Source organism: Geomonas sp. (assembly GCF_056994735.1).
In genome coordinates this window covers 1-1,202 of sequence record NZ_JBXKJL010000419.1, presented here as the reverse complement: position 1 = coordinate 1,202, position 1,202 = coordinate 1, and the positions used below count along the sequence as shown (strand labels likewise).

Sequence of the window (1,202 nt, the reverse complement as noted above, 5' to 3'; positions counted from 1 at the left end):
GCCCCTTTTGGCTTTACTAAGCCGTTTGTTCTAATGCACCAGACCCTTCACAACTAAATGAATATGTAACATAATCATCTTGTGGTGCTTCAATAGGTGCAGAAGTTATACAAGCTAGACCAGAATAAGTTTTCCCTGTTATGCCTGTAAACTGTATCTTTATCTTTTCTTTATTCATAAAAGCATCTTCCAATTTGTCTTGTCCTGCATCATCAGTAGATATTAACCCACCAAATTCAACAGACCAATTAGAATTGCCATACTCTTTTTCGTCCCAACCATTTGAATCTTTGTTAGTAGTGTCTACAGTTTCGTTATTTCTTTCTATTGAAGCTTCTCTTTGACAAGCCACTGAAGTCCAAACAGGTAATTCAACTGTTCCTGTATTAACTTTAACTAAGACATTTTTACCATGTATTTTAGCCATATTTTAAGCCCCCTTTTGTTCTATTTTAAAAGTTACTTTTATATTAGATTGGAATAATACTGTTGTATCTTCCAAAATAACCTCGTTAACATTACTTTCTTCTTGGAATGATATATCATGTAAGATATAAGTTCCTAAATCTTGATCTATGCCTTTAATCAGTCCCATTACTTGCATTATATGAGTATTTGTTTCTTTTCTGCCTTTGCCTGTGCCATCTGTCCACAATTCAATGTTGTGTGTTACCTCAAAAGTCTCATAACCCTTCATTCTAACTTCATTAAAAGAAGTGTCCCCAAGCTTTACAAAAGGCATTTCAACACCTTCGGGTATTATGTCATAGACTTCATAATTGGCAATGCTTAGAACGTCATATAACGCTTTCTGTGTAGTGTTTAGCATACTATTCCACCAACTTTTTCATATCAGTTTTAAATATCTTAACTTGTTCAATAAATGAAGGTTGTAAGAAGGGTTTAGGTTTTGAAGGACTAGCGTATTTAGTGAATACTACTTTGCCACTCTTAAGCTTGAATCGTAACATTTTAGCCCTTACAGGTCTAATTGCACCCCTACCTTCTTCAACCCATTTAGCATACTTAACATTCGTTCCAACTTCAGCCCTGCGACCACCATTAGATATTTTAGTGTTGATACTTCCCATAAGTCTAGAAGTTACCACACTTTTATTAAATCTAATTTTGTTTTTCATAGTTCCTTCTAGTTGGAACGCATTCTTTTTTATGATCATTGTGCCTAGTTGTAATACTTCAAC

General features: G+C 34.3%; 3 protein-coding genes. All 3 read right to left on the bottom strand.

The genetic code is table 11. From position 1 onward, the window contains the following. Positions 1-16 precede the first annotated feature (16 nt). Positions 17-427, bottom strand: coding sequence for a phage tail tube protein (locus tag AC11W3_RS17855; protein WP_484093481.1), 411 nt, complete (start codon positions 425-427; stop codon positions 17-19). Positions 428-430: 3 nt separating this feature from the next. After that, positions 431-829 carry a hypothetical protein gene (locus tag AC11W3_RS17850; RefSeq protein WP_484093480.1) on the bottom strand — a complete coding sequence of 133 codons (399 nt, stop codon included), beginning with the start codon at positions 827-829 and terminating at the stop codon, positions 431-433. Position 830: 1 nt separating this feature from the next. Then, positions 831-1,202, bottom strand: a 372-nt coding sequence (locus tag AC11W3_RS17845; protein WP_484093479.1) for an HK97 gp10 family phage protein, incomplete at its 5' end; no start/stop codon positions are given.